A 20,173-nucleotide genomic window follows, 5' to 3' on the forward strand; every position below is an offset into this window, starting at 1 on the left:
CTCACCCCCCTGCCGGGCCCCCAACCGCCCCCCGTCGTCGTTTCTGCCGCTGCTGGGAATGATGGGTATCGCTTCGCTCCACCGCATCCTACGAATGGGCGCCATGCTGGCTGTAGGTTGGCGCAGAGCGCAGCGAAACCCAACGCTTGAAGACCCCTCATGCGTGGAGCCTGGAACTTGGCGTTGCTGGGTTTCGTTCCTCTACCCAACCTACGGAAGCCTGGGAACGGCATTGAGGTCGAATCGGTTATGGCGAGCCGAACATTGCCGTCCAGTAGATGCCCGCATCGCTTTTCGGGTCCACCGCGTAGGCGGCGCCCAGTTCGCGGAACTGCGGGTTCATCAGGTTGGCGCAGTGGCCCGGACTGGCCAGCCAGCCTTCCACCACCTTGCTGGCGGTATCGAGACCTGCGGCGATGTTTTCACCGATCACCTGGGCGGTGTAGCCGGCCAGCTCCGCACGGTCGCCGGGGGTGCGGCCGTCGCGGTCCTTGTGGTCGAAGAAGTTCTGGTTGGCCATGGCACGTGTGTGCTCCAGGGAGGCGCCGGCCAGGGTGGCGTTCCAGGTCAGGGGGGAGGCAGCGGCGAAGGATTGCGTACCGCATTGGCGTGCCTGGGTGCGGGCGGTGTTGATCTGTTCCAGCAGCTTCTGCCCTTCCACCTGCCAGTCGCCCAGACCACCGGCCAGCAGCGGCCGAGCCAGCACGATGCGCCAGTCCACGCCCTCACGACTCACGCCGACGTCGACGAACTGCGGGTCCAGCACCACCTGGCAGAAGCTTTCCTGCAGCGCCTTCATGGCCGCCTGTGCATCACGGGGGCCGGAGAGGTTGATGGCCTGCACATTAACCAGCGGATAGGCCGTGCGCGAGAGCGCTTGCTGCAAGTCGCCAATGCTGCCGGCCGGCAGAATCAGGCGCGGGTCCGGCTTGAGCGGCGGCAGCTCCATGGAAGCCTGGCCGGCGCAGGGCTGCACCTGGCCACGATAGGCGTTGATGGACTCGACCAGTTGCGTCTCTTCGTTCGCCGCCGCAGTGCCGGCCAGCACCAGCGCCAACGGCAGTGCCGCAAGGCGCAGAACGGATGACATGACCTCCATGGAAACCTCCCTCAAGCTGATTGCGCCCAATGATGCGCGATTCCACCCCATCCTGTGCACCTCCCGTGGCAATTCAGCGAACAACGTGGATGCGACCGACCGACAAGGGGACGGGGCGCACCGGTGGCGAAACAGGGGGTTTCGCCACCGCCCTCAGAGCACCTTGACCGCGCGCCCGATGAACTGCACAGGTCCGGTGGGCTTGCCGACGGGGGAGCCGGTGGCGCTCTCCAGGGTCAACTCGAACAACTGGTTGGGTTGCAGCGGCGGCAGTTGGTCGATAGGCACGCGTAGCGGCTGGCCCGGCTTGACCAGCCCGAGGGAGACCGGCCCTTGCCAGTCATCGGCCTTGGTCCAGAACTCCAGCGCCTTGCCGGCCGGAACCTCCACCACGCCAAGGGGGATCAACTGGACTTCTGTGGGGCTGCTGGCTTGCACCACCCAGCCTGGCGACTTGTCCAGGGGGGCCACCAGCACCACCAGGTAGGCCGGCGTGCCCGGCGGTACCGCGCGGGTCAGCAGCAGTGATGCCAGCACCAGCGAAAGCGCCAGCCCGGCACCGGCCACCCCCCGCCAGAGCGGCAACAGCGTCCACCAGGATGGCGCCCTGGCGGATTCAGGTCCGGCGCGGTGCCCCAGCTCTCCGATGCTGCGTTCGATTCGATGCCAGAGGTGGGCGGACGGGGTGCAGGGCTCGGCTAGGCTCGTCAGTGGCAGAAGCCGTCGCTCCCAGGCATCCACCGCTGATCGCAGGGCATCGTCATGGGCGAGACGCCGCTGCACCTCCTGGCGCTGCTCGGCAGACAGCGTGCCCAGCACGTATTCGCTGGCCAGTTCTTCAAGGTCGTCTTGGGTGCCTTCGGTCATCCCATGCACTCCCGCAGTGCAGCCAGGCTGCGTTTGATCCAGGACTTCACGGTGCCCAGCGGCGCACCCAGCCTGCTGGCGATCTCCGTGTGGGAATAGCCCTCGACATAGGCGTGCAGGATGCATTCACGGCGCGGGGGCTCCAGCCGATCCAGGCAACCGTAGATGCGCCCCGCGCCGGCGCTCCATTCGAAAGCCCCGACGCTCTCGCGCAAGTCGTCCCAGACGCCAGCCGTCTCATCGCCCTGATCGCCCAGGCTCAGCTCGCGGGTACTGTCTCGCATGAAATTGAGCGCCAGGTGGCGGGTGATGCTGAAGATCCAGCCCCGCGCCGAGCCCCGCGCCGGATCGAAACGGGCAGCGTGGGTCCAGATGCGCAGAAACGCGTCGTGGACGATGTCCTCGGCCAGGGCATTGTCCCGCGCGATGCGCCGGGCCACCCCCAGCAATCGCGCCCCTTCCTGTTGGTAAAGCGCCTGCAGCGCCTGGCGTTCGCCGCGGGCACAGGCCCTCAGGCAGCCGTCATAGTCGAATTCGGGTTCGGCCAAATGGATGCTCCCTGCCGTGTCATCGCGCTGGGAGCCCCCGACGTTGTGCCGGGGGTCCCTGTGGAACGGATGGACCGTCACTTGGCCGTCCAGAAAATGTAATCGGCCTGGTACTTCACTATCTCGCGTTTGCCCATGGTGGTGGCGGAGCACTCGGAAGCGGGCGCCACGCCCCCCTTCAGGGCGACCCGTTGAATGTAGCTGACGCCCTTCATCAGGCCATCGCCAGTCGCTGGGTTGGCCTTGACCAATTGATACGGCAGGTTTCCCGCCCCGGACGGCGCAACAGCCAGTTGGGTGCCGGTAATGCTTGAACCATCCTGCGCCTGCCAGGTGGCCGGCGGGCCGAAGTAGCTGCCCACTTGCTTGCCGTCGCGATCGTTCAGTACGGCCTTGGGACCGACGAAGGTCCACTCCACCTGGCCCTTGGCATCCGCCTTTTCACGACACTCATAGGTAATCTCGCCGACGCCCGTAGTTTCCAGGGCCACCTTGTTGCCCTCCGGGACTTTTACGGCGTCTGGCAGCATGGCCTGGGCGAGCACCCCGGGCGCGGGCGTCAGCAGGCAGGTGAAGGCAAATGCTGTGGTGAATCGACGAACAAAGGTTTGAGCGTTCATGAACAGCCCTCCAATGGGGTTTCAGGTCAACAGCCCGGTTGGCTGTTACCTGTACTACCCATGCGCCGGGCATTCGGATGCAGTGCGGCGAAGAAATTTCAGCAATCGGCGACGCGCTCAGTGGCACTCGATCCGGTTGCGCCCACCGCGCTTGGCCCGATACAGCGCCATGTCGCTGCGCGACAGGCTGACTTCCGCGCGGCTGTCGCTGGGATGGAGCGCAGCGATACCGACGCTGACCGCCAGCGCCAGCCGCTCTTCGCCATGTTCAATGGGAGAAGATGACAGTTCGCCCTGCACCCGCGCGGCGAACGACCGCGCCTCGTCGATGGAGACATTGCTCAGCACCACGGCGAACTCCTCGCCGCCCATGCGCCCGGCGGCATCGGTTCGGCGCAACTGGGTACGGAGGATCGACGAAAAATGCCGCAGCGCCTGGTCTCCAACGGAGTGGCCCCAGCGGTCGTTGATGGCCTTGAAATGGTCCAGGTCGAACATCAGGATTGCCGCGCTGTAACCCGCTGTTCGCTGCACGCGCGCCAGCTCGGCATCCAGTTGCGCCATAAAGTGCCGGCGATTGGAAAGCTGGGTAAGGGAATCGGTGGTGGCGAAGACTTGCAGCTCAGCCTCGATCAACTTGCGTTCAGTGACATCGGTGATGAAGCCGTGCCAGAGCACGCTGCCGTCCGCCAGCGGGCGGGGACGCGCGTCCCCCTGGCGCCAGGAAAGGCCGCAACCGGGCAACTGCACGCGGTACTCCAGGTGCCAGGGCGAGAGATCGCGGGCGGAGCGCTCCAGGGAATCGAGGTAGAACATCAGGTCGTCCGGGTGGATGATGCCGTGCAATGCGTCAGCGTTCCGGGTCAGTTGCTCCGGTGCCAGCCCGTAAATCTCGCGGACGCCGTTGCTGACGTAGGAGAAGAAGGCGCTGCCATCCAACTGGCGCCGGTACTGGAAGACCATGCCGGGAATTTCGTTGGTCAGGTCGGTCATCAGCGCCGCCGCTTGCTGCATCTTCTCCGAGAGGTTGCGCATGGCGGTGACGTCGGTGGTGGTGCCCACCATGCGCAAGGGCTTGCCTGCCTCGTCCCACTCCACCACCTTGCCGCGGCTACACACCCACTTGTAGAGGCCGTCCCGGCAACGCAAGCGGTGTTCCACCTCGTAGGCCTCGGTACGGCCGTCGAAGTGGGCCTGGATGCTGGCCTGCACATAGGTCAGGTCCTCGGGATGGACGCGGGTGTAGCTTTCCTCGATGCGGTTGCCCACCTCGTGATCGGCATAACCCAGCAGCGCTTTCCAGTCGGTGGAGTAGTGGATTTCACCGGTCAAGGCATTGCGGTCCCAGATGCCGGTGCCGCTGCCGGCGATGGCCAAGGCCATACGCTTCTCGCTTTCCCGAACACGCGCCAACTCCAGCCGGTCCACCAGTATTCCGGTGGCCAATTCGGCGAACTCTCGCAGCACCTGCCGCTCTTCGGCATTCAGTTCGCGGGGCTGATCGTGCAGGAGCCAGAGCAGGCCCATCAGGACGCCATCGGGCGCCAACAGGGGACAGGCGGCGAGAAAGCGCAGGTCCGGCAAGGCGTGCGCCAGCCCTTCCGGACACCCCTGCGGTTGCTGAAGGAGGTCGGGGATCACCACGGGATCAGTCCCACGAATGCACGGGGGGAGCATAACCAGGCCACCTGACAGCGCCGGGGCGCATGCCGTCCCGGCGCAGCTACGGATCTGCTGGATGCCACCGGCGCCAGTGGTCATCACGGTAGCCATCACGCCGAATCGGCTCTTGAGCAAGCGGATCAGGTTGTCGAATCGCTCATCGCTCGCGCTATGGGGCGCACTGGAACTACTGGGCAACTGCATTCGGTCTCCGCTCGCAGGGGCCATGGGCGCCATCTGGCGTTGATCAGCCTGGGTACCAGCAATCTATCCATAATGGCCATTAGACGCCAGATTCCCCGAAGGTCCTTCACGGAACTGACGAGCCGGCTGGCAGCCGCCCCCTCTCCCCACGTAAAATCCGGCACCATTTACCCAAGAACCTGCGAGAGAGCCACCATGGGCGCCCAGTGGAAAGCCAAACCTAAAGAAGCCGCCGCCAACGCCCGAGGGAAGATCTTCGGCAAACTGGTGAAAGAGATCATGATCGCCGCGCGTAACGGCGCCGATCCTGACATGAACCCCAAGCTGCGCCTCGCCGTGCACCAGGCCAAGAAGGCCTCCATGCCGAAGGACACCCTGGAGCGTGCCATCAAGAAAGGTGCGGGCCTTTCCGGCGAAGTGGTCAACTACGAGCGCACCCTCTATGAAGGTTTCGCCCCGCACCGCGTGCCGGTGATCGTCGAGTGCCTGACCGATAACGTGAACCGCACCGTCGCCGAAGTGCGTGTGCTGTTCCGCAAGGGCCAACTGGGCACTTCCGGTTCGGTCTCATGGGACTTCGACCATCTGGGCATGATCGAGGCGGAACCTGCCAGCGCCGATGCCGACGTGGAACTGGCCGCTATCGAGGCCGGTGCCCAGGACTTCGAAGCCGACGACGAAGGCGCCACCCTGTTCTACACCGACCCGACCGACCTGGACGCCGTGTGCAAGGCGCTGCCGGACTTCGGCTTCACCGTGCAGTCGGCCAACCTGGGCTACAAGGCGAAAAACCCGGTGAGCCTGTCCGGCGCCGAGCTGGAGGAAGTGGAAGCCTTCCTCGAAGCCTTGGACAACCACGACGATGTACAGAACGTCTATGTCGGCCTGCAAGCTAGCTGATCCGGCAACCCGCCGGCAGTTCCACGAGGAGCATGCCGGGCAGGCCCGTGACGAAGCGCTGCGCCTGTTGGCGCAGCGCGAGTCCATGGGCCCGCGCTGGCTGGCCTGGGTCGCCACCGAGCTCTATCACCTCAAGCCTTCGGCGTTCGCCAACATGGTGCGCCGTGAGCTGGAACGCCTGAACACGGCCGACCGGCAGTTCGGCCACGCATCGAAAGAGGTGCATTGAGCGCACCGCGCCCGTAGGTAGCGGCTGAGCACAGCGAAGCCCAACGATGTGGGAATCGGGCCTATGCGTTGGGCCGCGTTTCGCTCTACGCCAACCTACGGGTGGTGCCTACGATTGGGTCTGGGCAGCCCGGCGCAGATTGAAGCTCCACCCCTGCTGCATCCCCATCGCGGCGACGAGAATCGCCGCCACGCCCACCCACTGCAGCAGTTCGAGCTGGCGGCCGAAGGCCAGCCAGTCGACGAAGATCGCCGCAATCGGGTAGATGAACGACAGCGCGCCAGTCAGGGCGGTCGGCAGTTTCTGGATCGCGCCGTAGAGCAGCACGTACATTACGCCGGTGTGAATCACGCCGAGAGTCAGCAGAATGGACCAGGTATCGCTGCCCTGCGGCAGACTGGACAGGTTCGCCATGGGTGCCAGCAACAGCACCCCGGTGGTGACCTGGATCAGCGCGATCAGATGCGGTGGCACCCCGCTCAGCCGCTTGATGATCAGCGCCGCAATCGCATACAGCAGCGCCGCGCCCAGCGCCAGGGCAATGCCCGCCAGATAATCGCTCCCACTCTCACCCTGTCCGCCGTGGGCGCTGACGATGGCCAGCATCCCCAGGAAGGACACTGCCAGCCATGCCAGCTTCTGCAGGGTGATCTTCTCACCGAGGAACAGCGCTGCCAGCCCGACCAGCATGAAGGGCTGGACGTTGTAGATCGCCGTGCCGATGGAGATGGACGCACGCGAGTAGGAGGCGAACAGCAGCACCCAGTTGCCGACGATGGCCACGCCACTGAGGACCGCCAGAAGGAAGGTGGCGCGGGTCAGGATGCCGGGGCGCAGGAAGCCCATCGCCGCGCAGATGACCAGCAAGGTCAGTGCGCCGAACAGGCAGCGCCAGAACACCACATCCAGCACGGACTGCCCCGAGAGCATCACCAACCAGCCAATGGTGCCGGAGATGAGCATGGCGGCGACCATTTCCAACGAACCGCGATGTATTGATTTGTTCATGATGGGCTCCTCTGTGTGGCACACAGTATGACGAGCCATAAGCGGTCGATTCCATGCGATAGCGAAGGTGCATTTCGCCATCTACCTTTACTATCAAGGCACTTTTATCCGTTTACCTAACGAGACCGCCATGACCGACGACATCGACCAGTTGCTGATCTCCGCGCTGATGGAAGACTCGCGCCGCTCCCTCAAGGCCCTGGCGCAGATCAGCGGCCTCTCCTCCCCTAGCGTCGCGGAGCGGCTGCGCAAGCTGGAAGAACGCGGCGTGCTCACGGGCTACACGGTGGAGGTGGACCCGAAAGCCTTTGGTTACCAGCTCCAGGCCATCGTGCGCATCCGCCCCTTGCCCGGCCAGTTGCAGGTGGTGGAACGCAAGATCCAGGACATTCCGGAGTTCACCGAGTGCGACAAGGTGACCGGCGACGATTGCTTCATTGCACGGCTCTGCGTGCGCTCCATGGAACAGCTCGACACGCTGCTGGACCGCATCAACGTCCACGCCGAAACCAGCACCGCCATCGTCAAGAAAACCCCAGTGAAGCGACGGCTGCCGCCGATGGCGTGAAACACCGTGCCGCAGGTTTTGCCGCGCGGCGCTCCGTTGAGGAACGCCGCCCGGCAAGTCGGTGCCCGGCGCCAACTTGCCAGAGCGGCGTAGCGCGTTACTCGCCGTTCCCCGCCCCCAGCTTCTCCAACAACGCCTTGGCCAGCGCATGGTCGGAGAACGGGTTTTGGCCGGTGATCAACTCGCGATCCACCACCACATTGGGACTCCAGGGCGTGGCGTAGGCCATGTCGCCGCCGGCACCTGCCATCGCCTTGGCCGGATAGAAGAGGATGCGGTCGCCATTGAGGGAGCTTTCGAATACCTGCTCTTCCGGGTCGGCGAAGATGGTCATGCGGTAGCCCTGATAGAGCCAGTTGCTCGCCGCCGGCTTCTCGCCACGCGCCAGGGCGGCCTGGTAGCTGGCGGGATCGTCCTGGGCCGAGAGCAAAGCAATGGGTCCGTGGCAAATGGCGGCAGTGGGCTTGCCGGCCTGATGGAAGTGACGCAATAGCGCCCCCACTTCGGGGTTGTTGGCCAGGTCGATCAGCGGCGCGTGTCCACCGGGAATCAGCAACCCGGCATAGCGGTCCAGGTCACCGGCCAGTACTTCCCGCAGCGACAGGCTGTCGTTCATGCCCGGAAGGCCTTCGACCACCGTCTGGATGCGCTTCATTTCCGCTGCGTCTCCGCCGAAGTACTGCGGATCGATGGAGCGTTCATCCACGCTCGGTGCGTTGCCCCTGGGGGTCACCAGCACCAGCGCGTAGCCAGCCTTGAGCAAGTGGTCCGCGGGTACGCCAAACTCGTTGAGGTAAAAGCCGGTGGGGTACTGCTTGCCGTCCTTGAGCGGCAACTGGTTCTCGCTGGAAAGCAGCACCAGCACCTCGCCCTTGGGCGCCGCGTTGGCCGTGCCGGCCAGCATCGCGCCGGCAAGGGCCAGCGCCAGGGTGGAAACCTTGGTCATGTTGAATCTCCTGATCAGTTGAACGGTGCCACATCCAGTGGACGGGCGAGACGTACCTGGGTGGGCGCGGCCAGCCAGTCGGCAGTGGCGGCGCGATACGCCTGGTAGTGGGCACTCTGGCGATGGGCTTCGACAGCTTCCTCATCGGCGTAGAGCTCGAACAGGTCGAAAGCCAGCACCTCGCCCTCGCGGATGAACAGGTCGTAACGCAGGTTGCCGGGCTCATCCCGGGAGCGCTCGACCATCACTCGCAGGGCCTGCTCCACCGCGTCGCGGTGCTCGGGTCTGGGGCTGATGGTGGCGAAGATGCTGAGGGTCATGGGGTCTCCTGGATATCAGCGCGTCAGTGGCCGCTATCCTAGGCAAGGCACTAAGATTCGATAATTCGAAAGCTTCTATTTCTGGCATCCAAAAAATGAATATCGCCAAGAAGGACCTGAACCTGCTGCAGGTCTTCCACGTGCTCTACCAGGAACGCAATGCGTCGCTGGCGGCCGAGCGCATGGCCCTCAGCCAACCGGCCTTGAGTCACAAGCTGAACAAGCTGCGACACCAGTTCGGCGACCCGCTCTTCGTCCGCGCCCCTCGCGGCCTCACCCCCACGCCTCGCGCGCACGAGCTTGCGCCCCAGGTGCAGCGCCTGGTGGGCGAGCTGGAAGCCTTCTACGAGCTCTGCGACGGACAGGACTTCCTCGGCCGCGCCGAGCGCCTCCATCTCTACAGCACCGACTACGTGGAACAGACGCTGCTGCCAAAGCTTCTGCCGATTCTGCGCAGCCAGGCGCCGAACCTGGTGCTGGTCACCCACAACACCCGTGGCCAGCTCCCCCGCGACGAGCTGGAGAAAGGGACCTGCGACCTGGCGATTGCCGGCTTCTACACCGACCTCCCAGGCACCTTTCACCAGCAGCGCCTGCTGAGCGAGGACTTCGTGGTCCTGGCCTCCCAAGGCAACGCGCGCCTGGCCAACGGTCTGGACCTGAACGCGTTCCTCGCCTGCGAACACCTGCTCACTACCCTTACCGGTGACCTCGATGGCCTGGTGGATCGGGCCCTGCAGGCCAGGGGGCTGAGCCGTCGGGTCGCCGCCGGGCTGTCCAGTTTCATCGCACCGACCCGGCTGATTCGCGGCACCGACCTGCTGCTCACCTGCCTGCGCTCACTGGCCGAAGAAGCCGTGGATCGCGACCCCGACCTGCGCATGCACCCGCTGCCGCTGGCGTTGCCGCGGGTCGAGGTGATGCAGATCTGGCATGAACGGACCGACGCCGACCGCCTGCGCCGCTGGTTCCGCAAACAGGTCCAGCAGGTGGCCGATTCCATGGCGCACTGACCCTCGAGTGGCTTCGCGCCAAACCCGGCTCTGGAGTATCGTCGCCAGATCTTGATCACAGAAGGCAGGTGGGCGATGGCAGCCCTGGATGACAACCCGACTCCGCAGGACGCGACCGGTAACAATAACGACGGCTCCGCTCCCATTGCGCGCAAGGCCGGCTCCCGTGGCGATGCCGCCGTGATCGCCACTTTGCTGCCCTACCTCAAGCCCTACACCGGCCGCATCGCCCTGGCGCTGGGGCTGATCTTCGCCGCCAAGCTGATCAACCTCTACGTGCCGATCGCCCTCAAGCAGATCGTCGATGGGCTCAATGTCGAGCCCAGCCTGCTGGTGCTGCCGGCTGCCCTGCTGCTGGCCTATGGCGCCTCGCGCATCGGCGTCACCCTGTTCACCGAGCTACGCCAGGTGGTATTCGCCCGGGTCATGGCGCGGGCCTCGCGGCAGATCACCCTCAAGGTGTTCCAGCACTTGCACGGGCTGAGCCTGAAGTTCCACCTGGGCCGGCGCACCGGCGGCGTCGCCCGTGACGTCGAACGTGGCGGCAGCGCCATCTCCGACCTGCTGGACTGGACGCTTTACACCATTGTCCCGACCCTGCTCGAAGTGCTACTGGTCACCGCAGTGCTGGTCTGGGCGTACGACTGGGGCTTCGCCTTCATCACCCTCGCCACCCTGGTCGCCTACGGCATCTGGACGTTCGCCATCACCGAATGGCGCACCCGCTACTACCGCGCGGCGGTAGAGGCCGACACCCGCGCCAATGAGCGCGCGGTGGATTCGCTGCTCAACTACGAGACGGTGAAGTACTTCAACAACGAAGCCCACGAGTCGGCACGCTACGACGAGAACCTGCGCCATCTGGAGAACGCCAAGGTCAAGGCCACCAAATCCCTGGCGCTGCTCAACCTGGGCCAGACCTCCATCGTCGCCTTGGGCGTCACGGCCATGATGTGGCGTGCCGCCGCTGGCGTCGTGGCCGGCGAACTCACTATCGGCGATCTGGTGCTGGTGAACACCTACCTGCTGCAGCTGTCCGCCCCGCTGTTCATGCTCGGCATGATGTACCGCGAGGTGAAGCAGGCGCTGACCAACATGGAGCGGCTGTTCGGCCTGCTGGACGAGCGCCAGGACGTGCAGGACGCGCCGGGCGCCACCCCGCTGCAAGCCACCCGGCCACGGGTGCGCTTCGAGAACGTGCACTTCGGCTACGACCCGCGCCGGGAGATCCTCCACGGCGTGGACTTCGAGATTCCCCCCGGCGGCACCGTGGCGGTGGTCGGCCATTCAGGCTCTGGCAAGTCCACCCTCGCCCGCCTGCTCTACCGCTTCTACGACATCGATGCCGGGCACATCCGCATCGATGGCCACGACCTGCGCGAACTGACCCAGGGCTCGGTGCGCAGTGCCATCGGCATCGTTCCTCAGGACACCGTGCTGTTCAACGACAGCATCTACTACAACATCAGCTACGGCCGTCCCGAGGCCAGCCGCGAGGAGGTGGAAGCCGCCGCCCGCGCCGCGCATATCCACGACTTCATCCTGCGCCTTCCCGACGGCTACGAAACCCCGGTGGGCGAGCGCGGCCTCAAGCTATCCGGGGGCGAGAAACAGCGCGTTGCCATCGCCCGCGCCCTGCTGAAGAACCCCGCCATCCTGATCTTCGACGAGGCCACTTCGGCCCTCGATTCCAAGTCGGAAAAGGCCATCCAGACCGCGCTCGACCGCATTCAGGTCGGTCGCACCACCCTGGTCATCGCCCACCGCCTCTCCACCGTGATGGACGCCGACCAGATCCTGGTGCTCGACGCCGGCCGGGTAATCGAGAAAGGCACCCACCGCGAGCTGCTGGACATCGGCGGCAGCTACGCACAGATGTGGCTGCTCCAGCAGCAGGAGCCCGAAGCGGACAGCTCGCCTACCACCTAGCCCTCAGGATGCGGTTGCGCACAGCGGTACCCCTCTCCGCCAGAGCGCACCTTATTCCTTGCTCTCCAGCACATCCCCCGCCCAGCTCAGGGCGGCCATCACGGTGGGAAAGCCGATGGTGCTGGTGAGCGCCAGCAGGGTGTGGTGGATATCTTCGGGCGTGGCACCCGCTTCCAGGGCACGGCGCGTGTGGCTGTGGACGGCACCTTCGGAGTGGATGGCCGCCGCGGCGGCGAGTTGGATCAATTGCAGGCTGCGCTCATCCAGGGGGCCGGTCTGGCGCACCACGGCACCGAGGGTTTCCACTGCCTGAAAGTACGCCGGATGCTGCTTCTTGAAGCGTTTGTAGGTGTCGAGATCGTGCTTGCGTTCCATTGGGGCCACCTCGCTTGGGCATGCCCTTACAGCTTAGGCAAGCGTGCCTCGACTATGGTGAATGGACCCGACCCCGCGCAGGGAAGACACGCGCCATGCCCATGATGTACCGCAGCAACTCAACACCTCTGATGCCATGGCCCGTAGCCTGATCGGCATTGTCCTGCTAGCCGTTGCGCTCTATCTCGGGCTGGGAGCGGCGCTCCTGGTCTTCCAGCGCTCGCTGATCTACTTCCCGCAGCCCCGTGCCATCGGCAGTCCCGACCGGTTGCTGATGTTGCCGGTGACCGACGAGCGGATAGCCGTCACCGTGCGTCCGCTGGCCAGCGCCAAGGCGCTGATCTACTTCGGCGGCAATGCCGAGGACGTCTCCCGCAGCCTGCCGGACTTCGCCGAGGCCTTCCCCGACCACGCCCTCTACTTGCTGCATTACCGGGGGTTCGGCGACAGCACCGGCAAGCCAACGGAAGCCGCCATTCTCGAGGACGCCTTGGCTTTGTTCGACAAGGTTAATGCCCTGCATGGCGAGGTGGCGCTGGTCGGCCGCAGCCTGGGCAGCGGCGTGGCTATCCAGCTGGCGAGCCAGCGCCCTGCCGCGCGGCTGGTGCTGGTCACGCCCTACAACAGCATCCTCGAACTGGCCCAGCGCCAGTTCCCCATCTACCCAGTGCGTTGGATGCTCAAGGACCGGTACGAGTCCTGGCGCTACGCCCCGGTCATCACCGTGCCCACGTTGTTGATAGTTGCGGAACGGGACGAGGTGATCCCGCGCTGGAGCAGTGAAAAACTATTCGCCCAGTTCCGCTCGGGCGTGGCACGGCGGGAGGTGATACCCGGCGCTGGGCACAACGATATCGGCGGCCGGCCGGAGTACCTGAGGCTGATTCGCAGCGGGCTTTAGACGCGGGCGGGCGATGGGCTGAGCATCTCGATCTCGCGAATCTCGAAGTCGCGCCGCAGGTAGTCCATACGGGTCTCGTAGAAGCGGCGCATGTGGGGCAACGCGCTGTGGACTTCCAGCGCGGCCCGGCTCTGCCAGACCTCATAGAAGATGAACAGGCTCGGGTCCTGGGCATCACGCAGCATGTGGTACTCGATGCAGCCCTCCTCCGCCCGGCTGGGATCGACGTAGGCGCGGAACAGCGCCTCGAACGCGTCGGCGCTCTCGGGCCTGGTGTGGGCGTGAAGGATGAAACCGTAGGGTTGGGTCATGGCGATGGCCTCTGGATGGCGTGATTCTTCAACCCTACCGCAACTAACGCATAGCGATTCATGACTTTTACGCAAGTATCAATTGCACCCAAGCGGATTTTTCCGCAGGGGGGTGACCGGTAGTCTGCCGCCACATCAACTTGCGGAGGCTACTGCCATGAAAAAGATCCTGTTGCTCAACGGCGGCAAGAAGTTCGCCCACTCCGACGGCCGCTACAACGCCACCCTGCACGACGCCGCGCTGGCCTTCCTCGACCGCGCCGACTTCGACGTCAAGGAAACCCAGATCGACGCCGGCTACGACGTGACCGAAGAGGTGCAGAAGTTTCTCTGGGCCGATGTGGTGATCTACCAGATGCCCGGCTGGTGGATGGGCGCGCCCTGGATCGTGAAGCAATACCTGGACGAAGTGTTTACGGCGGGCCACGGCAGCCTTTACGCCAATGACGGCCGCACCCGCTCGGACGCCTCGCAGAAGTACGGCAGTGGCGGCCTCATCCAGGGCAAGCAGTACATGCTGTCGCTGACCTGGAACGCGCCGCAGCAAGCGTTCGACGACCCCACCGACTTCTTCGAGGCCAAGGGCGTGGATGCGGTGTACTTCCCCTTCCACAAGGCCAACCAGTTCCTCGGCATGAGCACCCTGCCCACCTTCCTCTGCGTGGACGTGATGAAGCGGCCGAATATCGAGGCCGACGTGAAGCGCTATGAAGAGCACCTGGCCGAGGTGTTCGGCATTCAGGGCTGACCGGCCGGCCGTAGGGTGTGGTTGAACGAAGCGAAACCCATCCGGGCTACTTAACCTACGGGGCCGCTGCGCGGCCCTTGGCGAATGAATTGGCTATGTCTGCGTTAGCTGTTGCAACGTTGAGTGAAGCCTTCTAGCGCGGGCCCTCTAGGCTTCCGCGCCAGCCGGATGCAACCCTCACCCCCGCCCCTCTCCCAGAGGGCGAGGGGTGACTCGCGCCGGCGAGGCATGAGTCATCCTGAAGCCCACACGGGCCTGAAACCGAGCAGACGAGGTGGGGCAGCGACTACGCCCCTTCAGGAGGCCGAGCGGAATCGTTGTGTAGGGGGACGAGCGGCATGGATGCCGCGAGAGGCGTGTGGGGCCATGGATGGCCCCTCGCGCCGTGTCCCCGTAGCAACGATGGAGGGAGGGAACCCCGGCGAAGCCGGGGCCGGATGCAGGGGCAAGCCCTTTGGTTCCTTTCTGGCGTTTGAGAAAGGGACTCGCCTGGGAAGGCGAAACCAGAAACATCCGCAGAACTCGGCAAGCAGCTTGACTCAGGACGTTCTAGCAACACTTAACGCAGACATAGCGAATGAATTCGCCCCTACAGTAGGGTCTTGCCGGCGAAGGCCGCTGCCGCTGCAACGGTCAGCACCAGGAGGCCGATCAGCACCTTGTTCGGCGACTGCCGCGCCGCTTCGGTGGGCGCGGCCTGCTTCTGCGCCGCCGCGCGCAGCGGGTTGGCCACCGGCTGGCGCCCCACTGGACGTGGCACGGTGGGCTTAGGTAGCTGGGCGACGGGCATGAAGAGCGTGGCATCCTCGTCCACCGCTTGCGGTACCGCCACCTTGGGGCCGATCACCAGCAAGTTTACCGAACCCATGCGGATCTGGTCGCCAGGCTGCAATACAGCCGTGCTGACCTTCTGCTGATTAACGAACACGCCGTTGGCCGAGGCCAGATCCTTGACCTCCAGCACATCGTCCTTGAGGAAGAACTCGCAGTGCCGGCGCGACAGTTCCTGGTCGCTGAAGCACAGTTCGCACTTCACCGAGCGACCGAAGGTGACGGAGCCGGTGACGTGGTACTTCTGCCCTTCGTGCTCTCCTTTGATGACCTGCAGGTACCAGCGCGCCGCAGCTTCGACCTTGGGTCGGGCTTTGGCCGGGTCCACCAGCAGGAGTTCGAGGTTGCCGATGCGCACACAGTCGTCTGAACGCAGTTGGAAACGTGCAGCGATGCGCTCGCCATTGACGAAGGTGCCGCCGGGCGTGCCGCAATCGCTCAGGTAGTACTGGCCGTGGTCCTGACGGATTTCCGCGTGGAACAGGCTGATCTCCGGGTCCGCCAGGACCAGGCTGTTGCGGCTGTCCTGGCCGATGGTGAAGCGTTCGTCCACCAGCCAGATGGGCGCTTGACGGTTATCCGCGAAATGAATCCTGAGCATTGTGGAGTCCTTGGAAGCAGGGCACCGGACAATGATAGCCATGTGCCTGCAACCTGACCTTGCTGGAGTTGGCAGTTAGTTGAAAAGGCGGTTCCACAGCTTTTTGATGGGGTTGGCCTGCTCTTCCTGACGAGCCTGCGGCTTGGCTGGACGCGCCGTGGCCACTCGCGCCGCCTTGGCCTTGCGCACCCGCTGCTCGTGAACGGCGCGGAGTTCGAGCAGAGTCGGGTTCGTCGGCGCCACCTGCAGGCCGGCGTCGATGTATTCCAGAGCCAGGGCGAACTCGCGCCGGCGATAGGCCTCTTCGCTGTGTTCGACAAAGCGCTGCGCCACCTTCTCCAGCCCGGCCAATGCCTGTTCGTTGCCGGGCGCCAGGGTGAGCACCTGTTGGTAATAAAACACCGCACTGTCCTGTTCCGGCTGAAGCAGGTTGTCCTCGGCCAGGCGCTGTTCGGCCTGCACCAGGAAGTTGGCGATACGTGCGGCCAGAACCCGCTGCAGGCCATCGCCCGCCTTGGCATTGTCCTTGTCCAGGCGCAGCACTTCATGGAAGTAGAAGTCGGCGTTGTCCGCTGCCGGCGCCATCAGCTTGCCTTCAGCCAGGCGCTGTTCGCCCAGTTCCAGCAGGTCGGCAATTTTCATTCGTAGTACGACGTAGTAGCCACCACCGCTGGAAACGACCAGCAGCATCAGTCCGGCCAGGCCCCAGAGCAAGCCACGGTAACGACGGTTTGCCGCCGGCTGCTTCGCCGGGTTCACGGCCACAGCCGGCGCGATGCGGGTGAAATCGAGGTCGAGATCGCACAACTCGTTCAGGCTGTCCAACAGCACGCGGCAATCGGCGAAGCGCTCGTCCGGGTCCTTGGCCAGCATGCGGTCGATCAGGTACTGGTAGTCAGCCAGCCCCCTGCGCAGCACGGGCGGGTCCATCTGCACGTGGTTGAGTACGGTTTCGGCGTAGCTGGCACCACGATAGGGGTTCTCGCCGGTCAGCAGCTCCAGCAGGATCACGCCCAGGCTATAGATGTCGCTGCGCGCATCCAGCGCCTGGCACTGGGCTTGCTCCGGGCTGCTGTAGGCCGGGCTGCCGACGGCAACGTTGAACTGGGTCAGTTCACTGTCCAGTTCCAGGTCCTTGGCGATGCCGAAATCGGTGAGTACCGCCGTGCCGTCGTCACGGAAGAGGATATTGGCCGGCTTGATATCGCGGTGTATCAGGCCCTTGCCGTGCACCACGGCCAGGGCTCCGGCTATCTGCCGGACGATACGCAATGCCTCCAGCGGCTCCAGCGCCTGCCCCTTGTAGCGGCTCAGGTCGCCACCGGAGAGGAACTCCATCGCCAGGTAGTGGCGGCCGTCGGGCAGACGGTCGATATCGTGGATGGTGACGATGGACGGGTGGTGCAGGGAGGCGAGCATGCGCGCCTCCCTGATGAAGCGGCTGGTAAAGGCTTCATCGTCCAGTTTGTCGAGCACCTTCACCGCGACCTTGCGGTTGAGCGATTCCTGGGTAGCGAGGTAGACCTCGGCCATCCCACCCTTGCCCAGGCGGCCGTGTACGAGGTAGCCGGGTATATCAAGCAGATTGTCGTTCATGGATTCAGGATCTTCGCGATTTGAGCAACCGGCTCAGGAACGAATTCGACCTGTTTGCCGCCACAGTGGTTTCCGACAACGCCAGGCCAATCACGATGCAGGAGATGTTGTCCCGACCACCGGCATCGCAGGCCAGCGTCAGCAACTGCGCCACCAGGTCGTCCAGGGTTTCCGCACGGGCACACTGGGCGAGGATCTCGTCATCGGCCAGCTCACCGGTCAGGCCATCACTGCAGAGCAGTAGAAGTTCACCGGGCGCCAGTGCGTCTTTCACACGACCGACTTCAAGGTCCTGGTGTTCCTGTCCAAGGCACTGGGTCACCACATTGCGCTGCGGGTGGCGGCGAGCCTGCTGCGGGCTCAACTCACCCGCATCCACCAGCGCCTGCACCAGGCTGTGGTCATGGCTGAGCCGCGTGATGCCGTCGACGCCGACACGGTAGGCGCGACTGTCGCCGGCCCAGGCCAGATCGAACATCGCTCCGTCGAACTTCACCGCCACCAGCGTGGTGCCCATGCCGGAGCCCGATGCCGCCGCTACCACGGCGCGATGGGCGGTCTGCACGGCGGCGCCCAGATCCTGTTTGGCGGCCACAGCCTCGCGCAGGGCATCGAGGGCCACAGCGCTGGCAACTTCGCCGCGCTGGTGGCCGCCCATGCCGTCGGCCACGGCCCAGAGCCCCAGTTCAGGGGCGCACAGCAGTGCATCTTCGTTGTGTTCACGCACGCAACCGACGATGGATTGCGCGGCGTATCCCAGGAGCTCGGACATGGGGTTCCTACTACCGTCCAGCGATGATCCCGCATGATGCGGCCGTCGCCGGGCGCTGTCACCGCCTGGCGCATGAAGTGTTAAGCAATCGAGGGTTTGCCAGGTCATGCAGCCGTCCGCAAGGCGACTATGCTGTTTTCATCGGCTCCGTAAACCAACCGGCTCGTGCAGCCCAGGAGGTGGTAATGGCCATTGAGCGCTTCAAGGCAGGGATGCGCTGATCCATCCACCCTCTCTAGGAGATAGACGCCATGAGCAAAGGTCTCGACTCAAAACGCGAAGCGAAGAAAAAGCCCCAGAAAACCCTTCTGGAAAAGCGCACGGCCAAGCGCGGCAAGAAATCCGGTGGCGGCCTTCTCGGCAGCCATGCGCCGAATCCGTGAACCCTCCCCCGCTGTGAAAACGCCCTCCGAATGGAGGGCGTTGTTTTTGCGCCTTCGCCGACTCTCAAGCAAGGGCTGAGTCTGGCGTCGATCAGTTGGTCTTCGTCCCGTGGGCTTGCCGGTCGGCATGGTACGAAGAGCGTACCAGCGGGCCGGACGCCACGTTCCTGAAGCCCATCTCGGCACCTTTCTCGGCGAACCAGGCAAAGGTATCCGGGTGGACGAAACGCTGCACCGGCAGGTGGTTGCGCGATGGCTGCAGGTACTGGCCGAGGGTCAGCATGTCGATCTCGTGCTCGCGCATGCGCTGCATGACGTCGATCACCTCTTCGTCGGTCTCACCCAGGCCGAGCATCAGGCCGGATTTGGTCGGCACGTGGGGCACGCGCTTCTTGAAGTTTTCCAGCAGGTCCAGCGACCACTCGAAGTCCGAGCCGGGACGCGCGGCCTTGTACAGGCGAGGTACGGTTTCCAGATTGTGGTTGAACACATCCGGCGGCTCTTGCTCGGTGATGGCGAGCGCCACGTCCATGCGCCCACGGTAGTCCGGCACCAGAGTTTCCAGCTGGATGCCCGGAGACAGCTGGCGGATCTCGCGCAGGCAGTCGACGAAGTGCTGGGCACCGCCGTCGCGCAGGTCGTCACGGTCCACCGAGGTGATCACCACGTACTTCAGGCGCAGGTCGGCGATGGCCACCGCGAGGTTCTTCGGCTCGTCCGCATCCAGCGGTTTCGGCCGGCCATGGCCGACATCGCAGAAGGGGCAGCGGCGGGTGCAGATGTCACCCATGATCATGAAGGTCGCGGTACCGCCGGAGAAACATTCGCCCAGGTTCGGGCAGGACGCCTCTTCGCAGACGCTGTGCAGCTTGTACTTGCGCAGCAGTTGCTTGATCCGCGCCACCTCGGGCGATGCCGCGATTTCCACGCGTATCCAGTCGGGTTTGCGCGGTATGTCTTCGGTGGGAATGATCTTCACCGGGATGCGCGCCACCTTCTCGGCGCCACGAAGTTTCAAACCCACTTCGATCTTGGCGGTCTCTGTCGAATTCATGGTCCTGTCCCACAAAACAAGAGGATGGTCTGGGCGTAGGAGCGAGCTTGCTCGCGAAGGAGTGGCACGAAGTTTTTTTCGCGAGCAAGCTCGCTCCTACAGGTGCACCCGCTTCAGCCGCGGTAGTAGCGCTGCGGCACGAAGGGGGTCTTGGCCACTTTCATCGCGACACGTTTGCCGCGCACCAGAGCCCAGACCTCGATGTCCAGGGCGGCATGGCTGGTCGCGACGTAGCCCATCGCGACCGGGGCTCCGAGGCTCGGGCCAAATCCGCCGCTGGAGACGCGGCCGATTACCGCACCGTCGGCATCGACGATCTCGGCACCTTCACGCACCGGTACGCGCTCCTGGGGCAGCAGGCCGACGCGCTTGCCGGTCACGCCCTCGCGCTGCTGGGCGAAGATGCGCTCGGCGCCGGGGAAGCCGCCGGCACGCAGGCCGTCGGCGCGGCGGGCCTTGGAAATAGCCCAGGTCAGGCTGGCCTCGATCGGCGTGGTGGCGCTGCTCATGTCATGGCCGTAGAGGCACAGGCCGGCTTCCAGGCGCAGGGAGTCGCGGGCGCCGAGGCCAATGGGCTGGACTTCCGGCTGGGCCAGCAGGGTGCGCGCCAGGGCTTCGGCCTGGGCCACGGGCACGGAAATCTCGTAACCGTCTTCGCCGGTGTAGCCGGAGCGGCTGACGTAGCACG

The 20,173-nt window shown here is 64.7% G+C and carries 23 protein-coding genes; 8 read left to right on the forward strand and 15 right to left on the reverse strand.

Translation table 11 applies throughout. The features are described 5' to 3' along the window. Positions 1-247 precede the first annotated feature (247 nt). From AAHM40_RS26025 to AAHM40_RS26045, 5 genes are all read right to left on the reverse strand, one after another. Positions 248-1,099: a CAP domain-containing protein gene (locus AAHM40_RS26025; protein ID WP_342247279.1), complete on the reverse strand. Its 852-nt coding sequence runs from the start codon at positions 1,097-1,099 to the stop codon at positions 248-250. A gap of 153 nt (positions 1,100-1,252) precedes the next feature. Then, positions 1,253-1,966, reverse strand: a complete 714-nt coding sequence (locus tag AAHM40_RS26030) for an anti-sigma factor (protein WP_342247280.1) — start codon at positions 1,964-1,966, stop codon at positions 1,253-1,255. Further along, a complete protein-coding gene (locus AAHM40_RS26035; protein WP_342247281.1) occupies positions 1,963-2,514 on the reverse strand; it encodes a sigma-70 family RNA polymerase sigma factor in 552 nt (183 codons plus the stop codon). Before AAHM40_RS26035 ends, AAHM40_RS26030 begins: the two co-directional genes overlap by 4 nt. A gap of 77 nt (positions 2,515-2,591) precedes the next feature. After that, positions 2,592-3,134: a DUF3455 domain-containing protein gene (locus AAHM40_RS26040; RefSeq protein WP_342247282.1), complete on the reverse strand. Its 543-nt coding sequence runs from the start codon at positions 3,132-3,134 to the stop codon at positions 2,592-2,594. Between the two features lie 117 nt (positions 3,135-3,251). Then, positions 3,252-5,000, reverse strand: a complete 1,749-nt coding sequence (locus AAHM40_RS26045) for a sensor domain-containing diguanylate cyclase (protein ID WP_342247283.1) — start codon at positions 4,998-5,000, stop codon at positions 3,252-3,254. Positions 5,001-5,195: 195 nt separating this feature from the next. Between AAHM40_RS26045 and AAHM40_RS26050 the strand changes: the two genes are divergently transcribed. Both AAHM40_RS26050 and AAHM40_RS26055 read left to right on the forward strand, forming a co-directional pair. Beyond that, on the forward strand, positions 5,196-5,900 hold the full coding sequence (locus tag AAHM40_RS26050) for a YebC/PmpR family DNA-binding transcriptional regulator (protein ID WP_137820911.1): 705 nt from the start codon (positions 5,196-5,198) through the stop codon (positions 5,898-5,900). Continuing rightward, on the forward strand, positions 5,878-6,129 hold the full coding sequence (locus AAHM40_RS26055) for a hypothetical protein (RefSeq protein ID WP_342247284.1): 252 nt from the start codon (positions 5,878-5,880) through the stop codon (positions 6,127-6,129). The genes AAHM40_RS26050 and AAHM40_RS26055 overlap by 23 nt, the downstream gene beginning before the upstream one ends. Positions 6,130-6,237: 108 nt before the next feature. Here the strand turns inward: AAHM40_RS26055 and AAHM40_RS26060 are convergent, their stop codons facing one another. After that, positions 6,238-7,137 carry a DMT family transporter gene (locus AAHM40_RS26060; protein WP_342247285.1) on the reverse strand — a complete coding sequence of 300 codons (900 nt, stop codon included), beginning with the start codon at positions 7,135-7,137 and terminating at the stop codon, positions 6,238-6,240. A 130-nt stretch (positions 7,138-7,267) separates the two neighbouring features. On the opposite strand from AAHM40_RS26060, the gene AAHM40_RS26065 reads away from it, so the two are divergent. Beyond that, entirely contained in the window at positions 7,268-7,705 is a 438-nt protein-coding gene (locus AAHM40_RS26065; RefSeq protein ID WP_342247286.1) for an Lrp/AsnC family transcriptional regulator, read from the forward strand. A 97-nt stretch (positions 7,706-7,802) separates the two neighbouring features. Here AAHM40_RS26065 and AAHM40_RS26070 read toward each other — a convergent pair whose 3' ends face one another. Together AAHM40_RS26070 and AAHM40_RS26075 are read right to left on the reverse strand one after the other, a co-directional pair. After that, the gene (locus AAHM40_RS26070; protein WP_342247287.1) at positions 7,803-8,651 is read right to left on the reverse strand and encodes a type 1 glutamine amidotransferase domain-containing protein; all 849 of its coding nucleotides are present in this window, start codon (positions 8,649-8,651) and stop codon (positions 7,803-7,805) included. 14 nt (positions 8,652-8,665) lie between these two features. Then, on the reverse strand, positions 8,666-8,971 hold the full coding sequence (locus tag AAHM40_RS26075) for a putative quinol monooxygenase (RefSeq protein ID WP_342247288.1): 306 nt from the start codon (positions 8,969-8,971) through the stop codon (positions 8,666-8,668). A 95-nt stretch (positions 8,972-9,066) separates the two neighbouring features. On the opposite strand from AAHM40_RS26075, the gene AAHM40_RS26080 reads away from it, so the two are divergent. Next, complete coding sequence (locus AAHM40_RS26080; protein WP_342247289.1) at positions 9,067-9,984, forward strand: LysR family transcriptional regulator; 918 nt, start codon at positions 9,067-9,069, stop codon at positions 9,982-9,984. A 75-nt stretch (positions 9,985-10,059) separates the two neighbouring features. After that, the gene (locus AAHM40_RS26085) at positions 10,060-11,913 is read left to right on the forward strand and encodes an ABCB family ABC transporter ATP-binding protein/permease (RefSeq protein ID WP_342247290.1); all 1,854 of its coding nucleotides are present in this window, start codon (positions 10,060-10,062) and stop codon (positions 11,911-11,913) included. A 51-nt stretch (positions 11,914-11,964) separates the two neighbouring features. Here the strand turns inward: AAHM40_RS26085 and AAHM40_RS26090 are convergent, their stop codons facing one another. Beyond that, on the reverse strand, positions 11,965-12,288 hold the full coding sequence (locus tag AAHM40_RS26090; protein WP_342247291.1) for a carboxymuconolactone decarboxylase family protein: 324 nt from the start codon (positions 12,286-12,288) through the stop codon (positions 11,965-11,967). A 136-nt stretch (positions 12,289-12,424) separates the two neighbouring features. Here AAHM40_RS26090 and AAHM40_RS26095 point away from each other — a divergent pair, with 136 nt between their 5' ends. Then, positions 12,425-13,189, forward strand: a complete 765-nt coding sequence (locus AAHM40_RS26095; RefSeq protein ID WP_342247300.1) for an alpha/beta hydrolase — start codon at positions 12,425-12,427, stop codon at positions 13,187-13,189. Here AAHM40_RS26095 and AAHM40_RS26100 read toward each other — a convergent pair. Further along, entirely contained in the window at positions 13,186-13,500 is a 315-nt protein-coding gene (locus AAHM40_RS26100) for a putative quinol monooxygenase (RefSeq protein ID WP_342247292.1), read from the reverse strand. The two genes, AAHM40_RS26095 and AAHM40_RS26100, sit on opposite strands and share 4 nt — an antisense overlap. A gap of 157 nt (positions 13,501-13,657) precedes the next feature. On the opposite strand from AAHM40_RS26100, the gene AAHM40_RS26105 reads away from it, so the two are divergent. Next, a complete protein-coding gene (locus tag AAHM40_RS26105) occupies positions 13,658-14,248 on the forward strand; it encodes an NAD(P)H-dependent oxidoreductase (RefSeq protein WP_342247293.1) in 591 nt (196 codons plus the stop codon). 589 nt (positions 14,249-14,837) lie between these two features. Here AAHM40_RS26105 and AAHM40_RS26110 read toward each other — a convergent pair. The 3 genes from AAHM40_RS26110 to AAHM40_RS26120 form a co-directional block, all read right to left on the reverse strand. Then, positions 14,838-15,680, reverse strand: a complete 843-nt coding sequence (locus AAHM40_RS26110) for an FHA domain-containing protein (RefSeq protein WP_342247294.1) — start codon at positions 15,678-15,680, stop codon at positions 14,838-14,840. A gap of 75 nt (positions 15,681-15,755) precedes the next feature. Then, on the reverse strand, positions 15,756-17,276 hold the full coding sequence (locus AAHM40_RS26115) for a serine/threonine-protein kinase (RefSeq protein ID WP_342247295.1): 1,521 nt from the start codon (positions 17,274-17,276) through the stop codon (positions 15,756-15,758). Between the two features lie 4 nt (positions 17,277-17,280). Further along, positions 17,281-18,048 carry a PP2C family protein-serine/threonine phosphatase gene (locus tag AAHM40_RS26120; RefSeq protein WP_342247296.1) on the reverse strand — a complete coding sequence of 256 codons (768 nt, stop codon included), beginning with the start codon at positions 18,046-18,048 and terminating at the stop codon, positions 17,281-17,283. Between the two features lie 251 nt (positions 18,049-18,299). Between AAHM40_RS26120 and AAHM40_RS26125 the strand changes: the two genes are divergently transcribed. Continuing rightward, a complete protein-coding gene (locus AAHM40_RS26125; protein ID WP_342247297.1) occupies positions 18,300-18,431 on the forward strand; it encodes a hypothetical protein in 132 nt (43 codons plus the stop codon). 91 nt (positions 18,432-18,522) lie between these two features. Here the strand turns inward: AAHM40_RS26125 and lipA are convergent, their stop codons facing one another. After that, complete coding sequence (gene lipA, locus AAHM40_RS26130; RefSeq protein ID WP_342247298.1) at positions 18,523-19,485, reverse strand: lipoyl synthase; 963 nt, start codon at positions 19,483-19,485, stop codon at positions 18,523-18,525. A 113-nt stretch (positions 19,486-19,598) separates the two neighbouring features. Then, a partial coding sequence (locus AAHM40_RS26135) for a glycine cleavage T C-terminal barrel domain-containing protein (RefSeq protein WP_342247299.1) occupies positions 19,599-20,173 on the reverse strand: 575 nt, incomplete at its 5' end.

Origin of the sequence: Pseudomonas sp. OTU5201 (assembly GCF_038440135.1) — a bacterium.
GTDB lineage: Bacteria > Pseudomonadota > Gammaproteobacteria > Pseudomonadales > Pseudomonadaceae > Metapseudomonas > Metapseudomonas resinovorans.